The organism is Bradyrhizobium sp. SZCCHNS3052, from assembly GCF_032484495.1.
Taxonomy (GTDB): domain Bacteria; phylum Pseudomonadota; class Alphaproteobacteria; order Rhizobiales; family Xanthobacteraceae; genus Bradyrhizobium.
The window spans coordinates 1530292-1556480 of the sequence record NZ_JAUETB010000001.1 but is presented as its reverse complement, the minus strand read 5'-3'; the positions used below and the strand labels follow the sequence as shown (position 1 = coordinate 1556480).

Genomic DNA, 26189 nt, shown 5'->3' with positions numbered 1-26189 from the left:
TGAGCCGTTCAGCGGTGCAGCCACATGCGGATCGCAAGAAGCAGCTGCTCGGTGTTGACGGGTTTTGCCAGATAATCGGAGGCGCCAGCTTCGAGACACTTTTCGCGGTCTCCCTTCATGGCTTTCGCGGTCAACGCGATGATGGGGAGCCGGACGAAGGCGGGGTTTTGCCTAATGACGCCGATCGTCTGATAACCATCCATCTGCGGCATCATGATGTCCATGAGGACGATCGCGATAGCGGGATTGCTCTGCACCAGGTCGATCGCTTCGCTGCCGGTGGTGGCCGTCAGCACTTTCATGCCGCGGCGTTCCAGCACGCTGGAGAGAGCAAAGATGTTGCGGGCGTCGTCGTCGACCAGCAGCACCGTCTTGCCGATCAGATCCTCGTCGGAACTGTTCAGCTTCTCGAGCATGCGCTGCTTCTCGAGCGGCAGTTCCGTAATCACGCGGTGAAGGAACAACGACGTCTCGTCGAGCAGCCGCTCCGGCGATTCCACGCCCTTGACGACGATGCTCCGCGCCATCGTATGCAGTTCCGCATCCTCTTCGGCCGACAATTCCCGCCCGGTGAAGACGACCACCGGAACGCTCGACAAGAACTCGTCGGAGCGCAATTGATCGAGCACGTCGAACCCGCTCATGTCGGGCAGCCGCAGATCGAGAACCACGCAGTCGCACGGTGCGCTGCGGAGCGTCTCGAGCGCCGCAGCTCCCGTATCCGCCGCGATGATCTCGATGTCGTCGTGATCCAACAGCTGGCGGATGCTGAGCTGCTCGGCCGCGTTGTCCTCCACGATCAGCAGCCGCTTGCGTCGCGGCTTCGCGTATTCCTTGATCTGCGACAGGGCCGCGCTGACGCCTTCCGTTGTCGTGGGCTTGCTGACGAAGGAGAAGGCCCCACGCGCCAAAGCGTGCTGGCGGTCTTCGTCGAGCGTGATGATCTGCACCGGGATGTGCCGCGTCAGCGGATTATGCTTGAGCTGGCTCAGAACGGTCCAGCCGAGCATGTCCGGCAGGAAGACGTCGAGAGAGATCGCGGCCGGTTGATACTGTTTGGCGAGATCCAGCGCCTCGGCGCCGCGGCTGGCGGTCAGGACCTTGAAGCCCCTGTCGCGCGCGAGGTCGATCAGGACGCGCGCGTAGTGTGGATCGTCCTCGACCACGAGCAGGATCGTATCGCCGGGTTCGAGATCGAGACGATCGTCCGGCGGGGGCTCGATCCCGCGCTCTGGCGCGGCCGCTTGCTGTAGGGCTGGAGGTTGAACGTAGGGAACGGGCGATGCCGGACTGACGCGCGGCGCCGTTGCGGGACCTGAATATTTGAGCGGCAGATACAGCGTGAAGGTGCTGCCCTTGCCGGGGGCGCTCTTGAGGTGGATCTCGCCGCCCAGGAGGTTGGCGAGCTCGCGGCTGATCGCGAGCCCGAGACCAGTGCCACCATATTTGCGGCTCGTGCCGGCATCCGCCTGCTGGAACGCCTCGAAGATCAGCTTCTGCTTGTCTTGCGGAATGCCGATGCCGGTGTCCGAGACTTCGAACGCGATCACGGCCGGTGCCGTGTTGAGCACCGGATGTTCTGCGCTCCATCCGCCGAGCGCCGCAGACACCTTCAAGCGCACCCCTCCTTCGGCGGTGAACTTGAAGGCGTTCGAGAGCAGATTCTTCAGCACCTGCTGCAAGCGCTTGGAATCCGTGACGATGCTACGCGCAAGGTTCGGGTCGACGTCGATGTTGAAGGCGAGCAGGCGATTTTCCGCCTCGTGGCGGAACGGACGCCCCACGGTCTCCAGGAGGTTGGTGGTGAGGATCTCCTCGGCATCGACCGTCACGGTGCCGGACTCGATCTTCGAGAGATCGAGGATGTCGCTGATCAAATTGAGCAGATCGGTGCCGGCGCCATGGATGGTGCGGGCGAACTCGACCTGCTTGAGGGTGAGATTGCCGTCCGGATTCTCGGTCAGCTGCTGGCCGAGGATCAGGATGCTGTTGAGCGGCGTGCGCAGCTCGTGCGACATGTTGGCGAGAAACTCGGACTTGTACTTGGACGTCAGCGCGAGCTCGGTCGCCTTTTCCTCGAGCGCGCGGCGGGCCTGCTCGATCTCCTGGTTCTTGCGCTCGACCTCGACGTTGCGCTCGGCGAGCTGTTGCGCCTTCTGCTCGAGCTGCTCGTTGGTCTGTTGCAGCTCGCGCTGCTGGGTCTGAAGCTCCGCGGCGAGCTGCTGCGACTGCTTCAGCAGTCCCTCGGTCTGCATCGTGGCTTCGATCGAATTGAGCACGATGCCGATGGAGTCGGTGAGCTGCTCGAGGAACGTCATCTGCGACGTCGTGAACGGACTGAGCGACGCCAGCTCGATCACCGCCTTGACCTGGTTCTCGAACAACACCGGCAGCACCACGAGGTTCTTAGGGACGGCGCGGAGCAGGGCGGAGCCCACGGGGATGACGTCGGATGGGATCTCCGAGACCAGCCGCTGGCGCTTGTCGATCGCGCATTGCCCGATCAGCCCCTCACCGAACTGGACGTGCGTCCGGTGAGGATAGATGCCGTCATCGGCGTATGAGGCGAGCAGGCGCAGCTGTGGCGCGGACTCGGTCTCGACCTGGTAGATCACGCCGCGGTGGGCGTTCACCAGCGGCGTCAGCTCGGTCAGCAGCAGGCGGCCGACGGTGGTCAGGTCGCGCTGGCCCTGCAGCATGTTGGTGAACTTGGCGAGGTTCGTCTTGAGCCAGTCCTGCTCGGTGTTGAGGTCGGTGGTGAGCCTCAGATTGGTGATCATCGTATTGATGTTGTCTTTGAGCTCGGCCACCTCGCCGCGGGCATCGACCTGGATGGAGCGGGTGAGATCGCCCTTGGTCACGGCCGTAGCGACCTCGGCGATGGCGCGCACCTGGGACGTCAGGTTGGCCGCGAGCAGGTTGACGTTGCCGGTCAGGTCCTTCCACGTGCCGGCCGCGCCGGGCACGTTGGCCTGGCCGCCGAGCCGGCCCTCGACGCCGACCTCGCGGGCCACGCTCGTCACCTGGTCGGCGAAGGTCGCCAGCGTCTCCGTCATGTTGTTGATGGTGTCGGCGAGCGCTGCGACCTCGCCCTTCGATTTGACCGTGAGATTCTGCTTGAGATCGCCGTTGGCGACGGCGGTCACGACCTTGACGATGCCGCGGACCTGCTCGGTCAGGTTCGCGGCCATGAAGTTGACGGTATCGGTGAGGTCTTTCCAGGTGCCGGCAACGCCCGGCACCTGCGCCTGTCCGCCGAGCTTGCCTTCGGTGCCGACCTCGCGTGCCACGCGCGTCACCTCGCCGGCGAAGGCGTTGAGCTGATCGACCATGGTGTTGATGGTGTTCTTCAGCTCCAGGATCTCGCCCTTCACGTCGACGGTGATCTTGCGCGACAGGTCGCCGCGCGCCACTGCCGTGGTCACCTCGGCGATGTTGCGGACCTGCGTGGTCAGATTGGCCGCGAGCAGGTTGACGTTGTCGGTCAAATCCTTCCAGGTGCCGCCGACGCCGGGCACAACGGCCTGGCCGCCCAACCGGCCCTCGGTGCCGACCTCGCGCGCGACCCGCGTCACTTCGGCCGCGAACGAGCGCAACTGCTCCACCATCGTGTTCAGGGTGTCCTTGAGCAGCAGGATCTCGCCGCGCACGTCGACCGTGATCTTCTTCGACAGGTCGCCCCCGGCGATCGCGGTCGCGACCTCGGCGATGTTGCGGACCTGCGCGGTCAGGTTCGAGGCCATGAAGTTGACGCTGTCGGTGAGGTCCTTCCAGGTACCTGCGACTTCGGGCACCTCGGCCTGGCCGCCCAGCTTGCCTTCGGTGCCGACCTCGCGCGCCACGCGCGTCACCTCCGATGCGAAGGCGTTGAGCTGATCGACCATGGTGTTGATGGTGTTCTTCAGCTCCAGGATCTCGCCCTTCACATCGACGGTGATCTTGCGCGACAGGTCGCCGCGCGCCACCGCCGTGGTCACCTCGGCGATGTTGCGGACCTGCGCCGTCAGATTGCCGGCCATCGAGTTGACGCTGTCGGTGAGATCCTTCCAGGTGCCGGCGACGCCGGGCACGTTGGCCTGGCCGCCGAGCCGGCCCTCGGTGCCGACCTCGCGCGCGACGCGCGTCACCTCGCCCGCAAAGCGGTTGAGCTGATCGACCATCGTGTTCAGCGTCTCTTTGAGACTCAGGATCTCGCCGCGCACGTCGACCGTGATCTTGCGCGACAGGTCGCCGCCGGCGATGGCCGTCGCCACCTCGGCGATGTTGCGCACCTGCGCCGTCAGATTGCCGGCCATCGAGTTGACGCTGTCGGTGAGGTCCTTCCATGTGCCGGCCACACCGGGCACCTCGGCCTGGCCGCCGAGCTTGCCGTCGGTGCCGACCTCGCGCGCCACGCGCGTCACCTCGCCCGCGAAGGCGTTGAGCTGGTCGACCATCGTGTTCAGCGTTTCCTTCAGCTGAAGGATCTCGCCGGAGACGTTGACCGTGATCTTCTTCGACAGGTCGCCTTTGGCGACGGCGGTGGCGACCTCCGCGATGTTGCGGACCTGGCCGGTCAGGTTCGAGGCCATCGAGTTGACGCTGTCGGTCAGGTCCTTCCAGGTGCCCGCGACGCCGCGCACCATGGCCTGGCCGCCGAGCTTGCCCTCGGTGCCGACCTCGCGGGCGACGCGGGTCACCTCGCCGGCAAACGCGTTGAGCTGGTCGACCATCGTGTTGATGGTGTCCTTCAGCTCCAGGATCTCGCCGCGCACGTCGACGGTGATCTTCTTCGACAGGTCGCCGTTGGCGACGGCGGTCGTCACCTCGGCGATGTTGCGGACCTGCGCCGTCAGGTTCGACGCCATCGAGTTGACGCTCTCGGTGAGATCCTTCCAGGTGCCGGCAACGCCGAGCACGTTGGCCTGGCCGCCGAGCCGACCGTCGGTGCCGACCTCGCGCGCCACGCGCGTGACCTCGCCGGCGAACGCATTGAGCTGGTCGACCATCGTGTTCAGCGTCTCCTTCAACTGAAGGATCTCGCCGGAGACGTTGACCGTGATCTTCTTTGATAGATCGCCGCTGGCGATGGCGGTCGCGACGTCGGCGATGTTGCGGACCTGTGCCGTCAGGTTCGACGCCATGAAGTTCACGTTGTCGGTGAGATCCTTCCAGGTGCCGGCAACGCCCGGCACCTGCGCCTGGCCGCCGAGCTTGCCCTCGGTGCCGACCTCGCGCGCCACGCGCGTCACCTCGGATGCGAAGGCGTTGAGCTGGTCGACCATCGTGTTGATGGTGTCCTTCAGCTCCAGGATCTCACCGCGCACATCGACCGTGATCTTGCGTGACAGGTCACCGCGGGCGACCGCAGTGGTGACGTTGGCGATGTTGCGGACCTGAGCGGTGAGGTTGCCGCACATCGCGTTGACGGAGTCGGTGAGGTCCTTCCAGGTGCCGGCAACGCCGGGAACGATGGCCTGACCGCCGAGCTTGCCGTCGGTGCCGACCTCGCGGGCCACGCGCGTCACCTCCGACGCGAACGAGCGCAGCTGGTCGACCATCGTGTTGATCGCCTCCTTCAACTGCAGAATTTCACCACGCACGTCGACCGTGATCTTCTTCGACAGGTCGCCATTGGCAACCGCGATCGTCACCTCCGCGATATTGCGGACCTGGCCGGTGAGGTTGTTGGCCATCGAGTTGACGCTCTCGGTCAGGTCCTTCCAGACGCCCGTGACTTCGGGAACCTGGGCCTGTCCGCCGAGCTTGCCCTCGGTGCCGACCTCGCGCGCCACGCGGGTCACTTCGGACGTGAAGACGCTGAGCTGCTTGATCATCGTATTGACGATGGTCGCCGACTGCAGGAACTCGCCGCCCAGAGGCCGGCCATCGACATCCAGCTTCACGGTCTGCAGGAGGTCGCCTTGGGCCACGGCGGCGACCGCGCGAGTCACCTCGCGCGTGGGCCATAGAAGATCGTCGATCAACGTGTTGATCGAGCTCTCCATATCCGCCCAGGAGCCGCTGGCGATGCCGAACCGCACGCGCTGGCGCGTCTTTCCCTCGCGTCCCACGACCTGGCCGACGCGCTCGAGCTGCTGCGCCATCCGCTCGTTGGCTGCAATGATCTCGTTGAACGTGTCGGCGATCTTGCCGTCGATGCCGAGATAGTCGCCGCTCATGCGCACGGAGAAATCTCCGGAACGCATGGCCTGCAGGACGCGGAGCAGATCCTGGCTGGCATCGGCCGCCTCGACTCCGTTGCCGTGGCGACCGAACCCCTGGCGCATGGGCATCGCACCGGCAGCAGCATCATCGCTCATCAAGTTCCCCCAAGTCAGAATCGTCTACCATCAAGAATCTGAGACACTTATGACGGGCGGCATAGAAGCCGCGGCAACTAATCAAATCAAGCCGGGAGGCCGATTTCTCCGACTGATGGAACCGGCATTTGCCGGCACAAATGGCTCAACTCCACTCCAGGCGGAACGTTCCAGAATTCTTTTTCTCTCTTGCGAGGATGAGCCATCCCTTTCCGGAACCAAGCCAGAGATTAGCCTTCGCTGGTCGTGCCGAGGGGTTACGAGAAGCACGATTCTCAACTCAGTGTCGTGGCCGCCTTCATGGTCGTCCACCGCCAAGTCCCGCGGCCCGGGAGCGACGGGCGATGCGCCCGCCAGTTCCGCAACGCTCCGACCGCAGCGCAGCAAGTAGCGGGTGCAGCGGGGACCTCGTTGTTCGGAGCGCGGGATGACAATGCAGTCCAGGGCTGCGACGCGATCCCGAAGGGGAAGAGGTCAGAGAGTCAGCAAACCACGGCAGAGCGTTGTGATGCTCGGTCTCACGACCATCTTGCAACTTGGAACAGAACGTACTGCTCCCCGCTTTCGATAGAGAACTGCCGACAGTTCCATGATCATTAATATCGTGTAACACGATTGCATCGGCGCGCGGCGCCCACCAGCTAAATTTGTATGAAACAATCAGATCTTTTCAGAGAGAACGCGGACAACTGCCTCCAGCTTGCGGAGCGCACGCAGGAAGAGCCGGCCTTCCGGCGCTATCGGCGCATGGCCCAGGGCTGGAATGCGCTCGCCCTCCAGCAGGACTGGCTCGACGGCGAGATTGCGCCGCTCGGCGAGCCGAAGGCTGCGCGGCACGAGTAACCAATTAGAATGCAGGAGCGTCCGATGACCCCACGAACGATTCTCATTGCGCTACTGACTGCGTTCAGCTTGGCGTCGGCTGTCGCTGCGTTCACAACGATCCGTCAGGTGCATACGGAAGCGTATTCGCTTCCGCAGCCTGTCACCCGCATTTGAGCGAGGCGGGCGGCTTCAGGGCTGCCCGGACCCTCCCGAAGATCCATAGACCTGCCCGTTGGCGTAGCTCGCGTCCGCAGCGGCCAACTGGACGTAGATCGATCCAAGCTCCACCGGCTGGCCAGGACGACCGAGTGGAGTCTGACCACCAAATTTTTCGAGTTTCTCCATAGTGGCCCCGCCTGAGACCTGAAGGGGCGTCCAGATCGGCCCGGGAGCGACGGCGTTCACGCGAATGCCCTTCGGCCCGAGCTGTTTGGCCAGGGACTTCACGTAGTTCATGGTCGCCGCCTTGGTCTGCGCGTAGTCATAGAGGTCGGGAGAGGGATCGTAGGCCTGCTCGGATGAAGTGCCGATGATGACCGATCCCGGCTTCAGATGGGGCAGGGCGGCCTTGATGATCCAGAACGGGGCATAGATATTGGTTTTCATCGTCGCGTCGAAATCTTCGGACGAGACGTCCAGGATCGACTGGCGTGCCTGCTGCCGCGCGGCGTTGTTGACGACGATGTCGAGTCCGCCCAGCGCTTCGACGGCCTGTTGCACCAGCCGCCGGCAGAACTCCTCGTCGCGCAGATCGCCGGGGATGGCGACGGCCTTCCGCCCCTCGGCCTCGATCAACGCGATGACCTCCTGCGCATCCGGCTCCTCGGTCGGGTAGTAGTTGATCGCGACGTCGGCCCCTTCCCGCGCATAGGCGATGGCGGCCGCGCGTCCCATGCCGGAATCGCCTCCAGTGATCAGCGCCTTGCGCCCGGCGAGACGCCCGGAACCCTTGTAGCTGGTTTCACCGTGATCCGGCCGCGGCGACATCTTGCTCGCAAGACCCGGCCAGGGCTGCGACTGGTGTTCGAACGGCGGCTTCGGATATTTGTCCTTGGGGTCGACGAGCGGTTCGGGCGGGATTGAATTTGCGGCCATCGTCTCGCGTCCTTTCGCTGTTGCCGAGGTCAGCGATGCGGCCGCAAGTGTTGCGGTGCCTCCGACCATCTCGCGGCGGGACATCGACGTTGTGCGATCGCCTGCCATGCGGTGTCTCCTCTCGAGGGACGTGGTCAACGGCCTGAGACCACCAACGTTTCATTTGGATCGCTGAAAGCACCGTGTCGCGCGCCAGATGCACTGGTCGGCTCTGCGGCCTGTTGGCTCAGGGAGGAACGAACAGGCGCGGCCGGCGTCGTTTTCGATCGAATCGGAGTGGCGTCGGCACTATCCAATCCGACGCCCTTCGTGGATCACCAACCAAGGAGAGCCATCCGATGGCGCAGCAAGGCCAAGGCATCGTCAGGACAGGACGCGGGGAGGATCAGCCCGCCGACAAGGAGCGTGCGCAGCAGGTTCATAGGACCACATCTCCCGATGCTCCGTCCCGCGAGGCGACACGTCATCCCGAGCAGGACAGTATAACCCGTCGGCGAGTGACTGAGAGCCCTTCAGGCCCTTGGGAACGGCCGGTGACGGCCGAACGTTATCGATCCATTAGCACCGGGAGGATCACGTGACATCGATGCTCGATGAACGCGAATATGGCAACCTGATTGGAAGCGACAAGGTCGAAGGCACGGCCGTCTATGGCGCCGACGACACCAAGATCGGCACCATCGAACGCGTGATGATCGACAAGCTCAGCGGGCGGGTCTCGTATGCCGTCCTGGGCTTCGGCGGTTTCCTCGGGCTTGGCAATGATCACTACCCGTTGCCCTGGCAATCCCTGAAGTACGACACGCGACTCGGCGGCTACGTTACCGGCGTGACCGAGAACCAGCTGCGGGGCGCGCCGAAATATTCCGACGAGCGCGAGTGGGACTGGGGGGATGCCGGGGCGGGGCGCAAGGTCGACGACTATTACGGCGTCCAACTCGCTTAGGACCGCCGCCCTCGTTCATTGCGCTGGCGAGGATGCCGACGAACGTCGCGTATCGCGGCCTTGTCCGCGACCCCCGATGAAATCTCAGGCGGCCGGCGGCTGAGCGCCGTTTTCGGCCGCCGATCCAGCCATCATGCTGCGGCGGCTCGATAGCCAGATCGGAATCTCGCGGTAGCAGGTGCCTTTTTCATTCATCTCTGCGACCGTCCACCGGCTCGGATGCCGTTCCTTGCCGACGAAGACCCAGTCATCGGCGGTGGGGGGCGGCTCATTCGGCCTTGTCCTCAGCCATGCCGAACGGGCTCCCTTCGGCAGGCGATCCTGCTTCATCTGATAGAGATCATATACTGGTGAACGCATGACGCTACTCGTCCTCAAGCAACCGCAATTCTCAACACCCTCAGCGTGTCGCGTCGTCGCGGCGGAATTGTGGGAGCGGCGCGGCGAGGCTGTGCAAAAGCACGATCAAGCCTGTGATTGACGGCATCTGCCATATTCTTCGCGTGGGGCGTAGCGCTTCGAAAAGGCGACGCGCGGGGCTGTTCAATAACCCCGCGAGTCGGGACCGACGCCGATCGCGTCCGGCAATGAAGAGTCGCCAGCCCGCGACCAGTGGACTAATCAAATCAGAAGAAGGCGTAGCTGAGATCGAGACCGTAGGTGGCGTGGAGAATGAAGCCAAACGCCGTGGCGCCGCAGAGCATCAGGATCGTGCGCAGCTTCTCGGAGTCGATACGGGTCTCTTCGAGATGGGTCGGGAGAGCCTTGATGAGTGTTGTCATTGTGGGACCTCTGTACGCGAAACGAAGACGGAGAGTGAGTTATGAAAAGTATATCCGAGGTTGTTAGATCCCGTTTCTGGGAGGTGGTTTTTGTAGAGTCCCAGAAGAGTTCTAATTGTGAAAGAGGAACCCAGCATCGTGCAGTTTTTGGGGCAAAGTTGCGGAAAGTAAATGATCAGTAAATTAAATCTGAGGTTGATATTAGTTGCGTGCAGTATTGTTGCACGTCTCGGCTGTTGAAAGAAGTTGCCAGGTTGCGGAGAAGCGGCGCCGCACCTTTTTAAGCTTAATTCCTTCAGGGAGGCGGTTTGAACGTGCTCAGCCTGTGCGGCCCGGTGCCGATGAGCACCGTCCGGGCCACGGCGCCAATGCGGTTGCAAAAGCAACTCGAAGTATAGAGGCAGCTCACCTCGACCTCGGCCAATTTGTGGCGAGGTGTTAACGGCTATGGCGATGTCGCCACTCGCTCGCCGGGTTCTTTGGCATGACTGGTATCATGTGGGTGGTGACGACGGAAGCGGGTCGCTGAAATCTCGCTGGCGGGTGTGCTGATCATACAACAGCCCCACCATCATCGAGCGGGGATCGCACGGGCGTCTCGTGTCGAGCCCAGTTGAGGCGCCAGCATGATGGGCAGTTCATGAATCATGATGGAGGAAGCGCGCGTGGCATGCCCGCCCTCGGTGATGAAGGCGCGTTGCTAGGCTTGAGCAAGAAGAGAAGGCCCAAGGTTGAGCAGTTACCGACACCCGAGCGGCCGTCGGGTCGAAGGCTGCGTTGGGCAGCGCGCGCGAGCGCGGCGCATGGATCTGGCTTGCTCGCAAGGTGGGCCTGGACGGATGCTGCGCGTTCTCGCTGCTCTGTCGAGCTCTCGATCACCGTCCCCATGTCAGTACCGGGATGTCGCGACCGATCGCCAATCCTGCCGATGCGAAGCGGATGACGCCGCAGGCGGAATGGGCGCCGGGCGTGCCCGCTATCCTCCAGCATCCCCGCGTGATGGGCTCCTGAGGCGGTGCGGCAATTCGGATACACCAACCAACAACGGTATTTCCGTGTGTTTCTGAACGTTGCAATTCATTTTGGAACATGTCAGCAGGTAACCTGTTAGGGCGAACGGCCCGCCCAGGCTGCCAGCATGACGCGCACAAAGGTTTTGAAATACCGGCCGGACATCGATTGGCTGCGCGCCGTAGCCGTGGTTTCGGTCATTGGATTTCATTACGAGCTGCCGGGCTTTGGCGGTGGGTTTGTCGGCGTCGACCTCTTCTTCGTCATCTCCGGTTATGTGATCTCCCGGCTCATTTGGACGGGCATTCAATCCGATTCGTTTTCCTTCATTGAGTTCTACGAACGGAGGGCGAGGCGGCTGCTTCCGGCGCTCTATTTGATGATCGTCGTCACCGGGATGGTCGCGTGGTTCTTGGCGCCTCCAGGCGACTACCGAATGTTCTTCGGAAGCGCGATCTCCACGGTGCTGTTTTCGTCGAACGTCTTCTTCTGGTCGCAGACCGGCTATTTCGATCTACCAACGATCGGGAAGGTTCTCATCCACACCTGGTCATTGTCGGTGGAGGAGCAGTTCTACTTCCTGTTTCCGGTCGTGACTTGGCTCTGGAGCCGGCTGTTTCCCGATCCAACGTCGAAGCCGTCGCTCGGGCTGGTCATCCTCGGAACGATCGCGCTGTGTGTGCTCGACGAGCTTTGGATCAAGCAATCGCCCTCGACCGCCTTCTACATCGCCCCGCTGCGGGCCTGGGAGTTCCTGATCGGAAGCATTGCGTTTTTCCTGCATCGATGGTCGCCGGTTGGAAGCGTGACGCGCCTGGCCTTCGCGGCCGCGGGCATGGTCTCCATGCTGCTTGCCGTGGTCATCTTCCGCGCAGAGACCCGCTTCCCGGGATTGCACGCGCTGGTCCCCTGTGTCGGTGCTGCGGTCTACATCGTCGCGTTCAATCAGGAGAAGGGCAGACCCGGGCTGCCATTCAGTGAGCTCGGAGCATTCCTCGGCCGTTTGTCCTACTCGCTCTATCTTTGGCACTGGCCGGTTTTCGTCCTCGGCAGGGCCGCGCTGCCGCTGGATGTGGCGACCTCGGCGGCAGCTACGGTTGGACTCCTGCTGTGCTCGCTGCTGCTGGCCTATCTGTCCTACGTCATCGTCGAGCGGCCTGCGCGCGCACGAACGGTATGGGGTGGCGTGCGTGGCTCCCCGGTGATCGCGGGCATTGCCGCCGTCATGGTCGCGGTCGGAGTTCACGGCGTCGCGCATGACGGCTACGCCGATCGCTTCCCGCAATCACAGGCACGAATGCTCCGGTACGATTCCCGGACGATGGAGCCGTTCTATCGTGCGCACAGCTGCTTCTTGCAGCCCGATGAGCCGGCATCGGCCTACGATTTCGAGGCGTGCCTGAAACCGGCTGCGAACAAGCGCAACATTCTGCTCGCCGGCGACAGCCTTGCCGCGCATTATGCCTGGGCGTTGCGCAGCTACCTGTCGTCCGATGCCTACCATCTTCTGCAGCTCACGTCAGGGGGCTGCCCGCCGTTCGTCGAGCTCAAGCTGAGCAGCTCGCGAAACTGTAACGACGTCAATCAGCTGCTGCGCGATCAGATCAAGGCGCACCGCTTTGACGCCATCATTCTTTCCGGCAATTGGCGCGCCTATCTCGAAACCTATGGCCGGCCTCCCGCACGGCGCGTCGACGGTTATTTGAACGCGCTGCTGGCGGTCGCTCAGGAAACGGGCGTTCCCGTTCTGCTGCTCGGTCCCTCGATCGAGTTTCCAGTTCCCTTGGCTTCGACGTTGTTCAACCATGAGCAGACGCACGTCCCGATCGGCAATTCGCTGGTGCCGAAAGATGCGTCGTTCGAGGCGGACGATCGTCTGAGAGAGATCGCCCGCGCGTATCCGCTCGTTCAATACGTTTCGATTCTCGACACGATTTGCAGCAAGAGGCGTTGTCCGCTGACGATTGACGCGGAAACCCCGATCGTCTGGGATACCATCCATTTCACCCCGGAAGGCTCGAGGTTCGTCGTCTCGCAACTCGCGCCGCAACTGGATGCCTTCTTGCGAAGGCTGGAGCAGCCCTCCGAGACCGGAACGAACGAGCTCATGGCTGGTGACGGTCCGGCGGCAACCCGGAACCTCACCCCCTCCCGCGTTCAATGATGGAAGCGATCGAGCACGGGACCTGCGGGAGCCATGAACTTCGGCGGGTGTCGTGCGTTCGCCTGCCGTTGATGTCGGACATTGCCTTCGCGCGGCCGCGAAAGTGATCCAACGTCATCGCGTTCTCAAGCCGTTCGGGACGACACACATGAATCCGATCATCAAGGCGATGGCAGTGCTTGCGTGCGCCGCCTGCTGGAGCACCGCCGCGACGGCCCAATCGGTTCGCTGGAACACCTATAGGATCCCGGAGACCGGCACATCGGTCGACATTCCGGTCTCGATCTTCAGCGACACGGCGGGCCAACCCGAGGGCTACGGCCAACGCTTCCAGACTGCCGACGGCCGCGCCAATCTGACCGTGCAGTCGGTATCGAATAACGCGCGGGAGTCACCTGCGCGGTTCCTTGCCAGGAAGAACCCTCCGCCGAATATTCAATACAAGCGCGTCACCTCGCGATTCTTCGCGGTGTCGAGCTACAAGGGCGACTATGTCTGGTACAATCGCTGCAACTTCGTTGGCGGCTACGTGCATTGCGTGCTGATCAACTACCCCCGGGTCTGGGAGCGCGCTTGGGACGGCATCGTCACCCGCATCAGCCTGTCGCTGAACCGAAGCAGAGGGGGGCGCTTAGCGAAGTCTTCGGCTGGCTGCTTTGATCCACCTCAATGATACCGTCGGGCTCCTCTGAATAAGCTTCGGCTTCATTTCAGCCGCCGCTTACAGATGAGCCAGTTCTTCATGGCCGCAGCGTCCTTCACCGTACGGGCCGAAAGCGCCAGCGCGATCGCCACCATCAGGTGCCGCAGCGCGCAGGACGCGCTGCTGACGGCCAATGCCTATCTGCGTCTCGGCGCCGCCTGCGTCAGCATCGAGATGCCGGGCGGACAAAGCATGAGCCCGGACCGGCTCGATGCGCTGCTCAACGATTCTGGCGGGCGCATCGGCTTCTGAAATCGGGCGTCGGGCGCACCGCCACTCTTCCCTGGCGTGATCGCGACGGCTTGTGCGAGAGCATTCCGGGAGTGCGTCCAGGCTCAGGATGACGACGTTTCGACGCGGTCGTCGGGGAGCGCCGTCGGCCACGAGACATCGATAATGTAGGGGCCGTACAGGACATCCTGGCGCCGCTGGTAAATGATCCTGAGGGCGACGGCGGCGATGAAACAGATTGCAGTCAAAATGGCTAGTTCGAACATGGTTCAACTCCATCGCCCAGCACGTGGCGGATGAAGGGCGTCGGCGTCAAATGGAAGCTGGCGTTAAGCTGAAGAGGAAAGCTTAATGCACGCGAGGCATCCTGCGTTGCAGGCGAACAGCCAAAGCAGAACCGCTGGGTCCGCGCGGCTGAACCTCGGGTCGAGAGTCCGGCCGCTCGGCGCGCGCTACTCAGCGACGGTCGACTGACCGGTATCAAGCTCCGGAAACATCGCCCGGCAGCTCAGGCAATAGGATTCGAAAATAAAGCTCAGCAACGTGGACATCGGTAACCCCCATCAGTCGATGTGATGCTTGGCAACGTGCCGGGGGACTGTTTCAGGACGACTTCGTGCGCCCGGCGAAGTGGTTTCGATCGGTGCCAGGAAAGCTTCGTGGTCACAGGACGTCGGCGCGCGCACGCTCCTGAAGATGAAGTTGTTGCAATAGTCCTTCCGCTTCCAGAACCATTCGCCATCGGCGCGCTGATGGATTTCCGGGTCGAAGGCAGACAACGGAAGCAATCTCCCGCGGCTCAGGAATTGGCCCCGATAGCCGAGACCCCGCAGGAGCAAGAATGTCTCCTTCACCCTGTCGAGCGTCGCTAGGCGGCGGTCGCACTCGACCACGATCAACGGCCGGCATCGGCGCAAGGTGCGCTCGGCGCCGCGCAGTACGTCGAGTTCGGCACCCTCGACGTCGATCTTGATCGCAGAGACGTTTGCGGTGTCAGGGAGATAGTCGTCCAGCGACGTCGTCTGCACCTGGATCGCCTTCGAGGTCTCGGCGGGCCGGAGCAGCGAAGCTCCGGGCTGATGCCCTTCGGGAACGAACAGGGTTTTCCTGCTGGAGCACGAATAGACGGCGCGCGGTTCGACGACGACATTGTCGAGCGAGAACCGGGAGCAGAGCCGTGCCAATCGTTCGGCAAGATCCGGCTGGGGCTCGAAGGCGACGACCCGCCCCGGCGCCGACCACCGTGCCAGCCAGTAGAGAAAACTGCCCTTGTTGGCGCCGATGTCGCAGACGATGTCGCCGCGCCGGATGTGACGCTGCAACTCGGACAGCTCCGTCTTGTGGTCGCGGAATCGGGACCGCAGGATTCTGACCAGAAACCGGGATGCCTCATGTTTCGCCAACCGAGCCCCCCAACGCCATGGCTACGCGCCCGCCAAACGAGGGCGAGCTCGGGTGCGCACGCCCTGTCGTTCACGGCAATGTTTCAAAATGGACGAGTGGCGGGGCGCCAAGATGGCGCTGGCGTGGCGACTGGCGATCCCAGCAGGACTCGAACCTGCAACCCGCGGAGTAGAAATCCGCTACTCTATCCAGTTGAGCTATGGGACCGGCGTCGCGAGACGACTATCGCCCGGTGACCATCCCAAGATGAACGTCCGGAGGATGAGCGTCATGGGATGGGTGCCGAGGGCAAAGCCCGGCCGGCGCGCTTTCCATAGCACGGGTCATATGAAAAATCTTCCGTTTCGCCAAGAGCGGCCGAACCCGACGGAGGCCCGGCGAGACCAAGCGGAGGCGGAGGTGGGTCTATCGCCCCATTTGCGCGTCAGCGGCGCCGGATCGACGGCCGCCGCGGCTTGTCTGTATGCCATGTCCTGTGAATTGCCCGTTGATGAACAGATTTTCCTGTCGCATGTGCGTGCCGATGGTCGCGCCTGGGACGGGCCGCTCGCCGGTCCGCTGCAACCTTTGCCATCAGTCCGTCACCATTTCGCGTCCATTCTCGCCACGAATCGGCCAAACACGGACATCTCTCCGCGTGTCCGGAACAGCCGCCCCAATCGCCGTCCAAGGAGCTGCCCCATGATCGGTCTGGTTCGCGCCGCCGTCCTCTGCGCCATCATGGCGCTCGGTCTTGCTTCTGCCCTTGCCGCCGACAAGGCGTTCAAGCGCGACGACCTCGCCGATGCCGCGATCAAGCTGGAGGCGCAGATCAAGAGCGAGGCGGGGGCGGTGAACAAGCCGCTGGCGACGCTTCGCACCGATGCCGACGCGGCGCTGCGGCGGAACGACCTACGGACCGGCCTGCAGATCCTCGGGCAGATCGCGACCGCTGCGCCGGATGATTCCGGTAACTGGCTGCGGCTGGCGCGCACCGTGCTCAACCAGATCAAGCCGATCAATCCGTCGGAGCAGACCTTCCTCCTGGAGCGGGCCTCGACGGCGGCCTACATCGCCTATCAGCGCGCCGGAAATGCCGGCGAGGAGGCGGATGCGCTGGCCGTGCTCGGCAAGACCATGGCCGAGCGCAAGCTGTGGCGGCCAGCGCTGGATTCGCTCAGGATGTCGCTCGAGCTGCGTGAGGTGGCCGATGTCCGTGGGCAGTATGAGCGGATGCGCGACGAGCACGGCTTCAAGCTGCTCGACTACACCGTGGATTCGGACTCGGCGAGCCCGCGCGCCTGCTTCCAGTTCTCCGAGGATCTCGCCAAGCGCACCGACTTCTCGCCGTTCGTGGCCCAGGCCGGCAATGACAAGCCGGCGCTGACCTCGGAGGACAAGCAGCTCTGCGTCGAGGGTCTCAAGCACGGCGAGCGCTACAACATCAATCTGCGCGCCGGGCTGCCGTCGGGCGTCAAGGAGAGCCTGCCGAAATCGGCCGAGTTCAACATCTATGTTCGCGACCGCAAGCCGTTCGTGCGCTTCACCGGCAAGGCCTATGTGCTGCCGCGCACCGGGCAGAAGGGCATTCCGCTGGTCAGCGTCAACACGCCGGCGGTCACCGTCAACGTGTTCCGGATCGGCGACCGCAATTTGATCAACACCGTCATCGACAGCGACTTCCAGCGGCCGCTGTCGAGCTATCAGCTCACCGATCTCGGCAATGAGCGCGGCATGAAGGTGTGGAGCGGCGAGCTGTCGACCGCGATGACCCTGAACCAGGACGTCACCACCGCCTTCCCGGTCGATCAGGCGCTGAGCGACATGCAGCCCGGCGTGTATGTGATGACGGCGGCGCCGAAGGGGCCGACGAGCGGCAATGACGAGGACGGCGGCCAACTCGCGACACAATGGTTCATCGTCTCCGATCTCGGAGTCGCCGCGTTCTCCGGCAATGACGGCATTCACGTGTTCGTCAATTCGCTGGCCTCGACTGATCCGGTCGCGCGCGCCGAGGTGCGGCTGGTGGCGCGCAACAACGAGATCCTCGCGACGCGCAAGACCGACGACGCCGGCCACGTGCTGTTCGAGACGGGCCTGGCGCGTGGCGAGGGCGGGCTGTCGCCGGCGATGCTGACCGTGTCGGGCGAGAAGACCGACTATGCCTTCCTCAGCCTGAAGACGTCAGCCTTCGACCTGTCCGATCGCGGCGTCGCCGGGCGCGAAGCGCCCACGGGGCCGGACGCTTTCGTCTATTCCGAGCGCGGCGTCTACCGCTCCAACGAGACGGTCTACCTCACCGCGCTGCTGCGCGACGGCAAGGGCAATGCCATGACCGGCACGCCGCTGACGCTGGTCGTCGAGCGTCCCGACGGCGTCGAGTTTCGCCGCGCGGTGCTGCCGGACCAGGGCGCCGGCGGCCGTTCGTTCAGCGTGGCGCTGAACTCGGCGGTGCCGACCGGCACCTACCGCGTGCGCGCCTTCACCGACCCAAAGGGGACGGCGGTCGGCGAGACCACCTTCATGGTCGAGGATTACGTCCCCGAACGGCTGGAATTCGATTTGAGCTCCAAGGACAAGCAGATCAAGGCTGAGACTCCGGTGGAGGTGAAGGTCGACGGCCATTTCCTCTACGGTGCGCCGGCCTCCGGCCTGCAGCTCGAGGGCGACCTGCTGGTGACGACCGCGCCCGAGCGGCCGGGGTTCCCGGGCTACCAGTTCGGCGTCGCCGACGAGGAGAGCGCCTCCAACGAGCGCACCCCGATCGAAGGCATGCCGGAAACGGACGAGAAGGGGGCGGCGACGTTCCCGGTGAGCCTGCCCAAGCCGCCGTCCTCCAGCCGGCCGCAGGAGGCGCAGATCTATGTGCGCCTGGCTGAGACCGGCGGCCGCGCCGTCGAGCGCAAGCTGGTGCTCCCCGTGGCGCCCAAGGCGGCGCAGATCGGCATCAAGCCGTCGTTCTCCGGCAAGAGCGTCGGCGAGGGCGACAAGGCCGAGTTCGACGTCGTGTTCGTCTCGCCGGAGGGCAAGACGCTGGCGCGAAGCGGGCTGCGCTATGAGCTGCTGAAGATCGAGTCGCGCTACCAGTGGTATCGGCAGAACTCCTATTGGGAGTATGAGCCGGTGAAATCGACGCGGCGCGTGGGCGACGGCGACGTCACGATATCAGCCAACAAGCCGGCGCGGCTGAGCTTCCAGCCGGAGGCCGGGCGCTATCGCCTCGACGTCAAGTCGGCGGATGCCGACGGCCCGGTGACGTCGCTGCAGTTCGATGTCGGCTGGTACACCGACGGCAGCGCAGACACGCCGGATCTCTTGGAGACCTCGCTCGACAAGCCGCAATACCAGTCCGGCGAGAACATGGTCGTGACGGTCAATGCGCGCACTGCCGGCAAGCTGACGGTCAACGTGCTCGGCGACCGGCTACTGACGACGCAGACCACCGAGGTCAAGGAAGGTACCAACCAAGTCAAGCTTGCGGTCGGCAAGGATTGGGGCACCGGCGCCTATGTCGTCACGACGCTGCGTCGTCCGCTCGATGCGGCCGCGCAGCGCATGCCGGGCCGCGCGCTCGGCGTCGCCTGGTTCGGCATCGACAAATCAGCGCGCACGCTCAACGTGGCTCTGACGCCGCCTGCGCTGGTACGTCCGGGCTCGGCGTTGAAGATTCCGGTCAAGGTCGGCGGGCTCAATCCCGGCGAGGACGCCAAGATCGTGATCGCGGCGGTCGATGTCGGCATTCTCAACCTCACCAACTACAAGCCGCCGGCGCCCGACGATTACTATCTCGGCCAGCGCCAGCTCTCCGCCGAGATCCGCGACCTCTATGGCCAGCTGATCGACGGCATGCAGGGCACGCGCGGCCAGATCCGCTCGGGCGGTGACAGTGGCGGAGCCGAGCTGCAGGGCTCGCCGCCGACGCAGAAGCCGCTGGCGCTGTATTCGGGCATCGTGACCGTCGGGCCCGATGGCACCGCCGAGGTCAGCTTCGATATTCCGGAGTTCGCAGGAACTGCGCGGGTGATGGCGGTCGCATGGAGCGCCACGAAAGTCGGCCGGGCGAATGTCGACGTCACCGTGCGCGATCCGGTGGTGCTGACCGCGACCCTGCCGCGCTTTTTGTTGAGCGGCGACCGCGGCACGCTGTCGTTCGACCTCGATAACGTCGAGGGTGCGCCGGGCGACTATGTCGTCGGCGTCAAGGCCAGCGGCCCGGTCAAGGTCTCCGGCAATGCCAACGTCACGCTGAAGCTCGCCGCCAAGCAGCGGGCGTCGTCGACGCTGCCGCTGGATGCCAGCGGCACCGGTACGGCGCAGCTCGACGTCGATATCAAGGGCCCCAACGGGCTGGCGCTGGCGCGGCACTATCAGCTCGACGTCAAGCCGGCGACCCAGGTGCTGGCGCGGCGCTCGATCCGCACGCTCGCGAAGGGCGAGAGCCTGACGCTGACATCGGACATGTTCAATGATCTCGTGGCGGGCACCGGTACGGTGTCGCTGTCGGCGGGACTGTCGACCGCGCTCGATGCGGCAACCATCCTCAAGGCGCTCGACCGCTATCCGCATGGCTGCTCGGAGCAGATCACCAGCCGCGCGATGCCGCTGCTCTATGTCAACGAGCTCGCAGCCGGCGCGCATCTCGCGATGGACACCGAGGTCGACCAGCGCATCCGCGACTCGATCGACCGCTTGCTGGCGCGTCAGGGCTCCAACGGCTCGTTCGGCCTGTGGTCGGCCGGCGGCGACGATCCCTGGCTCGATGCCTACGTGACGGACTTCCTGACCCGCGCCCGCGAAAAGGGCTTTGCGGTGCCGGACGTGCTGTTCAAGAGCGCGCTCGACCGTGTCAGGAACTCGGTGGTCAATGCCGAGGAGCCGGAGAAGAGCGGCGGCCGCGATCTCGCCTACGGCCTCTACGTGCTCGCGCGCAACGGCGCGGCGCCGATCGGCGATTTGCGCTATCTCGCCGACACCAAGCTCGGCAATCTCGCAACTCCAATTGCCAAGGCGCAGCTCGCCGCGGCGCTGGCGCTGGTTGGCGACCGCGTCCGCGCCGAGCGGGTCTATGCGGCAGCCGCCGACAGCCTCGCGCCCAAACCGGTGCTGGTGTTCGGCCGCACCGACTACGGCTCTGACCTGCGTGACGCGGCGGCATTGGTGTCGCTGGCCGGCGAAGGCAATGCGCCGCGCGCGACGCTGACGCAGGCGGTGACCCGCGTCGAGGCCGCGCGTGGCCTGACGCCGTACACCTCGACGCAGGAGAATGCGTGGATGGTGCTGGCGGCGCGTGCGCTCGCCAAGGAGACGCTGACACTCGATGTCAACGGGCAGGCGGTGAAGCAGGCGCTGTACCGCAGCTACAAGGCGGCTGAGCTCTCAGGCCAGCCGCTGAAGATCACCAACACCGGTGATGCGCCGGTGCAGGCGGTGGTCTCCGTCTCCGGCTCGCCGCTGACGCCGGAGCCGGCGGCATCGAACGGCTTCAAGATCGAGCGTGGCTACTACACGCTCGACGGCAAGCCGGCCGATATCAGAACCGCGAAGCAGAACGACCGTTTCGCTGTCGTGCTGAAGGTCACCGAGGCCAAGCCGGAATACGGGCACATCATGGTGTCGGACTATCTACCGGCGGGCCTGGAGATCGACAATCCGCATCTGGTGTCGTCGGGCGACAGCGGCACGCTCGACTGGATCGAGGACGGCCAGGAACCGGTCAATACCGAGTTCCGCGACGACCGCTTCACCGCCGCGCTCGACCGCGCCGCGGATTCCAAGTCCGTGTTCACGGTTGCCTATGTGGTGCGGGCGGTATCGCCGGGCAAATACGTGCTGCCACAGGCCTATGTCGAGGACATGTACAATCCCTCACGCTATGGTCGGACCGGTACGGGCTCCGTGGAGGTCCGCGCGGCGAAATGAGCGAGTGTGGAACGAGTGATCGTGAGTTGGGTGGCCGGACGGAGCCGCACACTCCGTCATGCCCAGGCTTGACCCGGGCATCCATCGCTCGCGGCGACGAAGGCGCGGATGGCCGGGACAAGCCCGGCCATGACCCGAGGAGATGGCGGAGCGTCAAGCGGCCGCTCGCGGGCGCGCTGTTCTTGTTCGTCGCAGTCATCCTTGCCTTCACCGCCTACACCATCTCCCTCGGCCCCCTGCCGCTGCGCGAGGCCAAAGCCGTGTCCACCACCGTCGTCGACCGCCACGGCAAGCTGCTGCGCGCCTATGCGATGGCGGATGGGCGCTGGCGGCTGCCGGTCAGCGCGAAGAAGGACGTCGATCCGACCTATTTGAAACTGCTGTTCGCCTATGAGGACCAGCGCTTCTACGACCATCACGGCGTCGACCCCCGCGCGCTGGCGCGCGCGACGATCCAGCTCGGCGCGCACGGCCACATCGTGTCGGGCGGCTCGACCATCACGATGCAGCTGGCGCGGCTGCTCGAGCCCAGGCGGCAGCGCTCGCTGCACGCCAAGCTCAGGCAGATCGTGCGCGCGCTCGAGCTCGAGCGAGAGCTGAGCAAGGACGAGATCCTCGATCTCTACCTGACGCTCGCGCCCTATGGCGGCAATCTCGAAGGCATCCGTGCCGCCTCGATCGCGTATTTCGGCAAGGAGCCGAAGCGGCTGTCACTGGCGGAAGCGGCACTCCTGGTGGCGCTGCCGCAGTCGCCGGAGACGCGGCGGCTCGACCGGCATCCGGAGGCCGCTCGACGCGGCCGCGACCGCGTTCTCGACCGCATGGTGTCGGAGAACGTGATCTCCGCCGAGGACGCGGCGCAGGCGAAGGCGCAAGCCGTGCCGGCCTTCCGCCAGCCGATGCCGATCCTGGCGCCGCATGCCGCCGACCAGGCCTCGGCGACCGTCAAGGATCAGCCGATCATCCGCCTTACGCTGGATGCCTCGCTGCAGAAGGTGCTGGAGCCGCTGGCGCGCGATCGCGCCATCGCATTGGGACCGAACGTCTCGGTCGGCATCATCGTGGTCGACAATGACAGCGGCGACGTGCTCGCCCATGTCGGATCGGCCGACTATTTCGACGAGAAGCGGGCAGGGCAGGTCGACATGACCCGCGCGGTGCGTTCGCCAGGCTCGACCCTGAAGCCGTTCATCTATGGGCTCGCCTTCGAGGACGGCTTCGTGCATCCGGAGAGCCTCATCGAGGACCGCCCGGTGCGCTTCGGCTCCTACGCGCCGGAAAATTTCGACATGACGTTCCAGGGCACGGTGCCGGTGCGCAAGGCGCTGCAACTGTCCCTGAACGTTCCCGCCATCGTGCTGCTCGATCGTGTCGGCGCCAGCCGGCTGTCGTCGCGACTGAAACAGGCCGGCGGAAATTTGGTGCTGCCGAAGGACGAAGCCCCAGGCCTCGCCATGGGCCTCGGCGGCGTCGGCGTGACCCTGCAGGACCTCGCCCAGCTCTATGCCGGATTCCCGCGCCTGGGCACCACCAGGCCGCTGCGTGAGATCATGACCGGGGAGGGCACCGACGATGCCCGCGAGCCGTTGCGGCTGATGGATTCGGCGGCCGCCTGGCAGGTCGGCAACGTGCTGCTGGGGACCCCGCCGCCGGAAAACGCAGCCCGCAACCGGATCGCCTTCAAGACCGGTACCAGCTACGGCTATCGCGACGCCTGGTCGGTCGGTTTCGACGGCCGCGTGACGATCGGCGTCTGGGTCGGCAGGCCCGACGGCGCGCCGGTGCCCGGCCTGATCGGGCGCGTCGCCGCGGCGCCGATCCTGTTCGACGCTTTTGCCCGCAGCGGCAGGCTGCCGGCGACACTGCCAAAGCCGCCCAAGGGTGCGCTTGTCGCCAGCAATTCAAAGTTGCCGCTGCCCCTGCGCCGGTTCCGGCCGGTCGGAGAACTGGTGCGGACCGGCGCGGAGCAGGCGCCGCACATTCAGTTCCCGCTGAACGGCTCCCGCATCGATGTCGACCGGTCCGCCGGTCCCGAGGCGTCGGTGATGCCGGTGAAAGTGTCCGGGGGCGTGCTGCCGCTGACCATGCTGGTCAATGGACTAGCCGTCGGCGAGATCGACAGCCGGCGCCAGCGCCTGATCGATCCGCCCGGGCCCGGCTTTGCCCGCCTCACCGTGATCGATGCCACGGGCGCTGCGGACACAGTTGTGGTCAGAATCCAGTGAGGGTTCGCTAAGCGGTTGTCGACATAGCGGTTTCAGCGTATTCGGAACCCCATGGTCGAGACCTTTGCCCGCCCCCGTTTTGGAGAGCCGCGCGAGCCGAAGAACCTGGTCAATCCAGGCAATCGGCTGGCGCGGATGATCGATGTCGTCACCGTGAGCCACACCAGGGCGGTGACGTTCCTGCTCGTCTGCGGGCTGCTGTTGTTCCTGCCGGGCTTCTTCACCATCCCGCCGATCGATCGCGACGAGGCGCGCTTCGCCCAGGCGACCAAGCAGATGGTCGAGAGCGGCGATTACGTCGATATCCGCTTCCAGGACGACGTGCGCTACAAGAAGCCAGTCGGCATCTACTGGTTGCAATCGGCTGCGGTCGAGACGGCGTCGGCGATCGGTCTGCCGCGTGCGCAGCTGCGCATCTGGGTCTACCGCATTCCCTCGCTGATCGGTGCCATCGGCGCGGTGCTGCTGACCTATTGGACCGCGCTCTCCTTCGTGACACGGCGCGGCGCCGTGTTCGCCGCCCTGCTGATGTGCTGCTCGGTGCTGCTCGGGGCGGAAGCCCGGCTCGCCAAGACCGACGCGATGCTGCTGTTCACCGTGGTGGCTGCGATGGGTGCGCTGGCCCGCGTGTATCTGTCGTGGCAGCGCGGCGAGGATCCGGTGCATCCACCGTGGGGACCGCCTGCGATCTTCTGGACGGCGCTCGCCGGCGGCATCCTGATCAAGGGCCCGCTGATTCTGATGTTCGCAGGACTGACGATCGTGGCGCTGGCGATCATGGATCGTGGTGCCGGCTGGCTATCGCGTCTGCGCCCTCTATGGGGACTGATGTGGATGCTGGTGCTGGTGCTGCCCTGGTTCGTGCTGATCTTCCTGCGCGCCGGCGACACCTTCTTCGCCGATTCCGTCGGCGGCGACATGCTGAGCAAGATCGGCGCCCAGGAGTCGCACGGCGCACCGCCGGGACTTTATCTGCTGCTGTTGTTCATCACCTTCTGGCCCGGCGCGCCGCTGGCCGCTATGGCGGCGCCTGCGGTATGGCGCGCGCGGCGCGAGCCGGGGGCGCAGTTCCTGCTGGCCTGGCTGCTGCCGTCCTGGGTCGTGTTCGAGGCCGTCCTGACCAAGCTGCCGCATTATGTGCTGCCGCTCTATCCGGCAATCGCCATCCTCACCGTGGGCGCGCTGGAGCGGCGGGTGCTGGCGCGCAACTGGCTGCGGCGCGGCGCCGCCTGGTGGTTCGCGATTCCCGCCATCACATCGGTGGTGGCCGTGATCGGCGCCATCATCGTCACGCACCAGCCGGTGTTCCTGGCCTGGCCGTTCGTGGCGGCGTCGCTGATTTTCGGCCTGTTCGCCTGGTGGCTCTATGACGACGGCCGTGCCGAGCGCTCGCTCTTGAATGCCGGCGTGGCGGCGATGTTCCTGGCGTTCGTGGTGTATGGCGCCGTGCTGCCGGCGCTGACACCGCTGTTTCCCAGCGCGGAGATTGCGCGCGCGCTGCGCAACGTGGTCTGCGTCGGGCCGAAGGCGGCAGCGGCAGGTTTCCACGAACCTAGCCTCGTGTTCATGACAGGAACCTCGACGCAGCTCACCGACGGCTCGGGGGCGGCCGACTTCCTCAACCATGGCGCGTGCCGCTTCGCGCTTGTCGAGCAGCGCACCGAACGGGCGTTCGTGCAGCGCGCCGAGGCCATCGGGCTGCGCTACAACGTCGCCAAGCGCATCGACGGCTACAACATCTCGCAAGGCCGCCCGGTCTCGATTGCGATCTATCGTTCGGAAGGCACCGAGTAGATGTCGGCGCCAGACACGCCCTCGCTGTCGTCAGGCTATCTCGCCCAGCTCGCGCTGGTCGGCAAATTCTCGTTCGGCCGGCTGGTTCGGCGGCCGCAGACCGCGCCGGACGCTGCGGGCCGGCAACGCCTGCAACGCGAGCTTCTCCTGCTCGGTGCCATCGGCCTGAGTGTGGTCTCGGTGCTGATGTTCACCTTCGATGCCTACGAAATCGGGCTGATGCCGGCGCGTGGAACACCGAGCCTGTGGCCGGTGCGCATCATCACCGAATTCGGCCAGGACGAATACGTGCTGGGACTGCTGGCAGTGGGGGTCGTCGCGACGATCCTGATCGCGCCGTTGTGGCCTGAGGCTTCGCGCAGCCGCCTTCTGAACTTTGCGACGCATGTTCAGTTTTTCTTCTTCGCGGTTCTGCTCTCCGTGCTATCGGCCCAGGTGTTGAAATATATCATCGGGCGCGGCCGTCCCTTCGTCGGCGGCAAGGCCAACGCGTTCAATTTCGAACCCTTCAACGGCACGCCGGCCTATTTCAGCATGCCGTCGGCGCATGCGGTGACCGCCTTCGCGCTCGCATTCGCCATTGCGGCCGTCTGGTCGCGGCTGCGGATACCAATGTTCATCTATGCCATCGTGATTGCCCTGAGTCGGCTGGTGCTGCTGGCGCATCATCCAAGCGATGTGGTCGCCGGCGCCGTGGTCGGATTGGCCTGCGCCATGCTGGTCCGCTACTGGTTCGCAGCACGACGGCTGGGCTTTCGCCTGGGCAAGGACGGCCAAATCGTACCGCGCTAAAGGGGTTGATAGGCGGC

The 26189-nt window shown here is 64.7% G+C and carries 15 protein-coding genes, 1 tRNA gene and 1 pseudogene; 10 read left to right on the top strand and 7 right to left on the bottom strand.

The features are described 5' to 3' along the window. Positions 1 to 8 precede the first annotated feature (8 nt). A complete protein-coding gene (locus QX073_RS07120) occupies positions 9 to 6269 on the bottom strand; it encodes a HAMP domain-containing protein (protein WP_409977885.1) in 6261 nt (2086 codons plus the stop codon). 684 nt (positions 6270 to 6953) lie between these two features. Here QX073_RS07120 and QX073_RS07115 point away from each other — a divergent pair. Beyond that, the gene (locus tag QX073_RS07115; protein WP_315711826.1) at positions 6954 to 7145 is read left to right on the top strand and encodes a hypothetical protein; all 192 of its coding nucleotides are present in this window, start codon (positions 6954 to 6956) and stop codon (positions 7143 to 7145) included. Between the two features lie 171 nt (positions 7146 to 7316). Here the strand turns inward: QX073_RS07115 and QX073_RS07110 are convergent, their stop codons facing one another. Beyond that, complete coding sequence (locus QX073_RS07110) at positions 7317 to 8330, bottom strand: SDR family oxidoreductase (protein ID WP_316225501.1); 1014 nt, start codon at positions 8328 to 8330, stop codon at positions 7317 to 7319. A gap of 478 nt (positions 8331 to 8808) precedes the next feature. Between QX073_RS07110 and QX073_RS07105 the strand changes: the two genes are divergently transcribed. After that, positions 8809 to 9168, top strand: a complete 360-nt coding sequence (locus QX073_RS07105; RefSeq protein ID WP_315827632.1) for a PRC-barrel domain-containing protein — start codon at positions 8809 to 8811, stop codon at positions 9166 to 9168. An 84-nt stretch (positions 9169 to 9252) separates the two neighbouring features. On the opposite strand, the gene QX073_RS07100 is transcribed toward QX073_RS07105, so the two are convergent. Both QX073_RS07100 and QX073_RS07095 read right to left on the bottom strand, forming a co-directional pair. Then, positions 9253 to 9528, bottom strand: a complete 276-nt coding sequence (locus QX073_RS07100) for a hypothetical protein (RefSeq protein ID WP_315751081.1) — start codon at positions 9526 to 9528, stop codon at positions 9253 to 9255. Between the two features lie 266 nt (positions 9529 to 9794). Next, positions 9795 to 9950, bottom strand: a complete 156-nt coding sequence (locus QX073_RS07095) for a hypothetical protein (RefSeq protein ID WP_315738062.1) — start codon at positions 9948 to 9950, stop codon at positions 9795 to 9797. A gap of 777 nt (positions 9951 to 10727) precedes the next feature. Here QX073_RS07095 and QX073_RS07090 point away from each other — a divergent pair. The 4 genes from QX073_RS07090 to QX073_RS07075 all read left to right on the top strand — a co-directional run bounded on the left by QX073_RS07090 (position 10728) and on the right by QX073_RS07075 (position 14080). Continuing rightward, complete coding sequence (locus QX073_RS07090) at positions 10728 to 10961, top strand: hypothetical protein (RefSeq protein ID WP_316225500.1); 234 nt, start codon at positions 10728 to 10730, stop codon at positions 10959 to 10961. A 127-nt stretch (positions 10962 to 11088) separates the two neighbouring features. After that, positions 11089 to 13125 (top strand): acyltransferase family protein, encoded by a 2037-nt coding sequence (locus QX073_RS07085; protein ID WP_316225499.1) that lies wholly within the window; start codon positions 11089 to 11091, stop codon positions 13123 to 13125. A 148-nt stretch (positions 13126 to 13273) separates the two neighbouring features. After that, positions 13274 to 13798, top strand: coding sequence for a hypothetical protein (locus QX073_RS07080; protein WP_316225498.1), 525 nt, complete (start codon positions 13274 to 13276; stop codon positions 13796 to 13798). 69 nt (positions 13799 to 13867) lie between these two features. Continuing rightward, on the top strand, positions 13868 to 14080 hold the full coding sequence (locus QX073_RS07075; RefSeq protein WP_315711835.1) for a hypothetical protein: 213 nt from the start codon (positions 13868 to 13870) through the stop codon (positions 14078 to 14080). A gap of 83 nt (positions 14081 to 14163) precedes the next feature. Here the strand turns inward: QX073_RS07075 and QX073_RS07070 are convergent, their stop codons facing one another. From QX073_RS07070 to QX073_RS07060, 3 genes and pseudogenes are all read right to left on the bottom strand, one after another. Further along, complete coding sequence (locus tag QX073_RS07070) at positions 14164 to 14325, bottom strand: hypothetical protein (protein WP_316225497.1); 162 nt, start codon at positions 14323 to 14325, stop codon at positions 14164 to 14166. A 402-nt stretch (positions 14326 to 14727) separates the two neighbouring features. Beyond that, positions 14728 to 15462 (bottom strand): annotated as a pseudogene (locus QX073_RS07065) (FkbM family methyltransferase); the annotation flags it as partial. A 131-nt stretch (positions 15463 to 15593) separates the two neighbouring features. Next, a tRNA-Arg gene (locus QX073_RS07060) sits at positions 15594 to 15670 on the bottom strand. A gap of 474 nt (positions 15671 to 16144) precedes the next feature. Between QX073_RS07060 and QX073_RS07055 the strand changes: the two genes are divergently transcribed. The 4 genes from QX073_RS07055 to QX073_RS07040 are packed head-to-tail and all read left to right on the top strand — an operon-like array spanning position 16145 to position 26172. Then, positions 16145 to 21361, top strand: coding sequence for an alpha-2-macroglobulin (locus QX073_RS07055; RefSeq protein WP_316225496.1), 5217 nt, complete (start codon positions 16145 to 16147; stop codon positions 21359 to 21361). After that, a complete protein-coding gene (pbpC, locus tag QX073_RS07050) occupies positions 21358 to 23586 on the top strand; it encodes a penicillin-binding protein 1C (protein ID WP_316225495.1) in 2229 nt (742 codons plus the stop codon). The genes QX073_RS07055 and pbpC overlap by 4 nt, the downstream gene beginning before the upstream one ends. Positions 23587 to 23637: 51 nt before the next feature. Next, complete coding sequence (locus QX073_RS07045; protein ID WP_315711840.1) at positions 23638 to 25380, top strand: glycosyltransferase family 39 protein; 1743 nt, start codon at positions 23638 to 23640, stop codon at positions 25378 to 25380. Beyond that, entirely contained in the window at positions 25381 to 26172 is a 792-nt protein-coding gene (locus QX073_RS07040; protein ID WP_315711842.1) for a phosphatase PAP2 family protein, read from the top strand. It begins immediately after the preceding gene. Positions 26173 to 26189 lie beyond the last annotated feature (17 nt).